General features: G+C 66.6%; 6 protein-coding genes. 2 read left to right on the forward strand and 4 right to left on the reverse strand.

What is annotated here, in order from left to right:
• From ACTICP_RS15415 to ACTICP_RS15430, 4 genes are all read right to left on the reverse strand, one after another.
• A partial coding sequence (locus ACTICP_RS15415; protein ID WP_441893854.1) for an acyl-CoA dehydrogenase family protein occupies positions 1-796 on the reverse strand: 796 nt, incomplete at its 3' end.
• 63 nt (positions 797-859) lie between these two features.
• The gene (locus ACTICP_RS15420) at positions 860-1,954 is read right to left on the reverse strand and encodes an HTTM domain-containing protein (RefSeq protein ID WP_441851156.1); all 1,095 of its coding nucleotides are present in this window, start codon (positions 1,952-1,954) and stop codon (positions 860-862) included.
• Positions 1,951-2,700: a DUF5819 family protein gene (locus tag ACTICP_RS15425; protein ID WP_441893856.1), complete on the reverse strand. Its 750-nt coding sequence runs from the start codon at positions 2,698-2,700 to the stop codon at positions 1,951-1,953. The genes ACTICP_RS15420 and ACTICP_RS15425 overlap by 4 nt, the downstream gene beginning before the upstream one ends.
• Before the next feature lie 75 nt (positions 2,701-2,775).
• Positions 2,776-2,964: an LPXTG cell wall anchor domain-containing protein gene (locus ACTICP_RS15430; protein ID WP_441893858.1), complete on the reverse strand. Its 189-nt coding sequence runs from the start codon at positions 2,962-2,964 to the stop codon at positions 2,776-2,778.
• On the opposite strand from ACTICP_RS15430, the gene ACTICP_RS15435 reads away from it, so the two are divergent.
• Entirely contained in the window at positions 2,951-3,493 is a 543-nt protein-coding gene (locus ACTICP_RS15435; protein ID WP_441893860.1) for a hypothetical protein, read from the forward strand. The two genes, ACTICP_RS15430 and ACTICP_RS15435, sit on opposite strands and share 14 nt — an antisense overlap.
• A 189-nt stretch (positions 3,494-3,682) precedes the next feature.
• Positions 3,683-3,901, forward strand: coding sequence for a hypothetical protein (locus ACTICP_RS15440; RefSeq protein WP_441893862.1), 219 nt, complete (start codon positions 3,683-3,685; stop codon positions 3,899-3,901).
• Positions 3,902-3,923 lie beyond the last annotated feature (22 nt).

Raw genomic sequence — 3,923 nt, forward strand, 5'->3', positions numbered from 1 at the left:
CGAAGGCGAGGCGACCGTTGTCGATGCCGTTCAGGCCGCCCTTCGGCCCGTCATCCTCGCTCGTGATGCCGGGCAGGTTCTCACCGTTGTCGTCGCGGATCGGCACGAAGAAGCAGTGCACCCCGTAGTTGACCCCGCCGGTGATGAGCTGCGCGAACACGGTCGCAGCGCGGCCGTGCACCGCGGCGTTTCCGAGATAGTCCTTATACGCCCCGCGAAACGGCGTGACGATGACGAATTGCTCGGTTTCCGGGTCATATGTCGCGGTCGTCGCGATCGATTGCACGTCGGATCCGTGCCCGATCTCGGTCATCGCGAACGCGCCGGGAAGCTTCAGGCTCGCCGCATCGGCGAGCCACTTGTCCCAGTGCTTCTTCGTGCCGAGCTGGTAGATGGCCGAGCTGAACAGCCCCCATTGCACACCCGACTTGATCTGCAGGCTCGGATCGGCGAGAACGAGCTCCTCGAAGCCGGCGAGGTTACCGCCCTGGGTGTTCTGTCCGCCGTACTCCGTCGGGAATGCGCGCGAGCCCGCGCCGCGCTCGGCCAGCAGCCGCGTCTGCTCGAACACGCGCTCGCGGTGCGTGTGGTAATCCTGGCCAGGAATCTGCCAGAACGCCTCGTCCTTGATCATCTCGCGCGCTTCGAGACGGACGTCCCTCCACTTGCCGAGCAGGTGTGGGGTGAGTGCGTCGACGTCGATCGAGACGTCAGCGGCCTGATCGGTCGGTTCAGCTGCGGCAGGGCGAACGGCAATGTCGGCCACGGTGCTTCCTCTCATCGGGGAGTCTGTCACGACAAAATCTATGCGGATCGTCAGCTCTCGAGCGATTCGTTTGTGCACCGACCACAAGCAGAGTCAGACCTCGGCGCGCTCCTTTTGGTCGGCCCACTCGGAGGGGCCGTTGCGGTACGCGCCGCGGGCGAGTTCCGCCATCCGCTTCCAGGTGCGGTCGCGGATGAAGATGAAGTCGATGCCGATCATGGCGAGCGAGAACCAGGGCAGCCCCATGAGCACGCCGATGCCGATGTGGAACGACATGATGCCGGCCAGGGCGAGGATGCGCGTGGGCCGCGTGAGCAGCATGAAGGGGAAGGCGATCTGCAGGACGATCGAGCCCCAGGTGATGGCGGTGACGGCTGGGCCCCACGCAGTGAAGAGCTCGCTGAGCACGGGCCACGTGCCGAACCGCTCGGTCATGAGGGGGTTGTACACGGCGTAGCCGCCGGACCAGGGATCGCCTCCGGCCTTATAGAGGCCGCCGGACACGTACACGAAGATCACCTGCGCCGTGAGGGCGACGAGGGCGAGGTTGTGCAGCAGGTTGCTGATCTCGCGCGGGAGGATCGTGCGGAAGCCGTTCTTCGCGCGGCGCCGCGCGTCGAGCGACCAGCGCGCAGCGGGATCCGCGAACAGCAGCAGAAGCAGGACGATGCGGTACATGTTGTCGCCCTGGTCGCCCAGCGCGTCGTTCATCTCGATGAAGCTGACCCAGAGAACGAAGTAGATCGGCAGCACGATCTTGAAGCGCCAGCCGAGCACGAACATGACCGCGAGGGCGAGCAGCACGACGTACAGCGTCGTGAACAGCACGTCGTCGTAGGCGACGCGGTGGAACCAGCTGAAGATCCAGATCTTCGGGAAGTCGCTGACGGGCTCCGCGCCTTCGCCGTTCCAGGCGGATCCGGATCCGAATGCGTACAGGCGGCTGGAGAAGTTCGTCAGCAGCAGCCCGACGCCGGTGAGGCCGATCAGGATGCGCGTGACCGACAGACCGTAGAGCGACACCTTGTTGTCGAGCAGCCACGACTCGGTCCACAGCCAGGTGTTCCGCGCGATGCCCCACAGGGTGCGCAGGAGAAGAGCGATGAGGCGACCGGCCGCCCGGATCGTCTGCGATACGGCCGCGCCGGCGCGTTCGATGACGGGGGCGCCCGTCGCGCCGCGCGTCACTCGCCCATCCGTTCGTGCTGTGCGCGGAAGACGTCGGTGAAGGCGTCCTGCGACTGTCCGTCGTTGACGACGAGTCCGCGCCATCCGGTGGGCGAGTACTGAATGCCCGGGCGCTCGGCGTCGGGGTCGTGCCGGTCGTTGAAGGGGATCACGTTCTGACGCGTCGCGCGGTACTGGAGGCGCTCGACGTCATCGCCCCACACGGCGAATGCGACCTGCGTGGCGTATGCCGTGGCGCGGTGCTCCTGCTCGATGTAGGAGGAAACGTCGGTCGTGTCATCGAGCTCGATCATGGCGTCGGCCATGCGCTGTTCCCACTCGGCCTTGAAGTAGTTGAGCTCCGCGACCTCCTGCTGCTCGGTCGTGAGGTCGCCCCAGGCTCCCTTGAACTGGCTCGAGACGTCCATTGCGGCGATGCCGGCGCGAGGCGTGAAGAGGTTGTACTGGATCATCGAGAGCTCGACGTCGCTGGCGGAGACCCACTCGGTCTCCTCGCCGTCGACGATCGCCCGCACCTCGAAGCGGTAGTCGCCGTTCACCGGCTCCGGGGCGAAGACGCTCCACGATTGCCCGAACATCGGGATCATGTAGCTCGAGAGCGTCTGCTGTCCGACGAGCTCGCGCATCGGTGCCCACGGGGCGATCCAGAGGAACGAGGCGAACACATGCCACGCGGTCACGAGCGCGGCCGCGCACATGATGACCCGGATGTATAGACGTCGGCGGGGGCGTGTCCGCTCTTTCATGCAGGGATCCTCATCTAACGCCCGGTGCTCCGGACGGGGTTTCCGTCCGGAGCACCGGGTTTTCAGCTAGTCAGCTCAGGCGTGTGCCCGACGACGTACGGCGAACCAGACGCCGGCACCCGCGAGCAGCATCGCCGCAGCGAGGCCCCCGAGCGGAAGCGCCATGTCACCGCCCGTCGGCGACAGCGCGCCGCCACCGGTGGAGGTGTACACCTCGAAGGTGGCGTCAACGCTACCCGAGGTCGCGCCCGTGAGCTCGACCACGTGGTTGCCGATCGTCGAGCCGTTCGGCACGGACCACGTGAACGTCACGTCGCCGTTGTCATCGGCGACCGAGGTGCCGATGTCGAACTTCTCGGAGTACTGCGCTGCCGAAACCGACTCGCCCGGCTCGAAGCCGTGGCCGTGGGCCACCTGCGTCTCGCCGACCTGGAGGCGGTCGTTCTCGAGCTCCATCGAGATCTTCTGGCCGTCAGCGGCACTCGACGCGTTCGCGTTCGAGGCCGACTCACTGTCCGAAGAAGAGCTCGAGTCGCTGTCCGAGGAGGACGTCGCGTCGTCGTCCGACGAGGCACTGGCCGAAGCCGATGCGTCACTGTCCGACGAGGACGTCGCGTTGTCATCAGACGAAGCGCTGGCCGAAGCCGACGCGTCGCTGTCCGACGAAGCGGCTGCCTCGGAGGAGGCATCCGACGACGAATCAGCGTTCGACGCGGCAGCGGACGCAGCACTTGCGTTCGAGTTCGCTGCCGAGGTTGCATCAGCGTTCGATGTCGACGAGGCGTCCGCCTGAGCCGCAGCCTGCGACGCGGCCTGAGCCGACGAATTGACGTCCGACGAAACATCCGTCGACGCGTCGCTCGATGCATCAGCGTTGGCAGCCGATGCGGCGGCGGCAGTTGCGTCTGCATCCGCAGCGGCCGAGGCCGTCGTGGTCGCGTCCGCCTGTGCGGCAGCCTGCGCTGCGGCCTGAGCCGAAGCGTTGCTGTCATCATCTGCGTTCGTCGATGCCGAGGCCGACGCCGACGCGTTGGTGTTCTCGTCACCATTCACGTCCGCGCCGGCGTTCGCAGCGGCCGTAGCCGAGGCATTCGTCGACGAGTCAGCGTTCGATGCCGCTTGCGATGCGGCCGCAGCGTCTACGCTCGCATCAGCCGCGGCCGAGGCCTCAGCGTTCGATGTCGACGAGGCGTCCGCCTGAGCCGCAGCCTGCGACGCGGCCT

The organism is Microbacterium sp. (genome assembly GCF_052102115.1).
GTDB lineage: Bacteria > Actinomycetota > Actinomycetes > Actinomycetales > Microbacteriaceae > Microbacterium.

Bases quoted from the DNA above. Each gene is read 5' to 3' on its own strand.
- ACTICP_RS15425 (WP_441893856.1), bottom strand. From the start codon at position 2,700: ATGAAAGAGCGGACACGCCCCCGCCGACGTCTATACATCCGGGTCATC.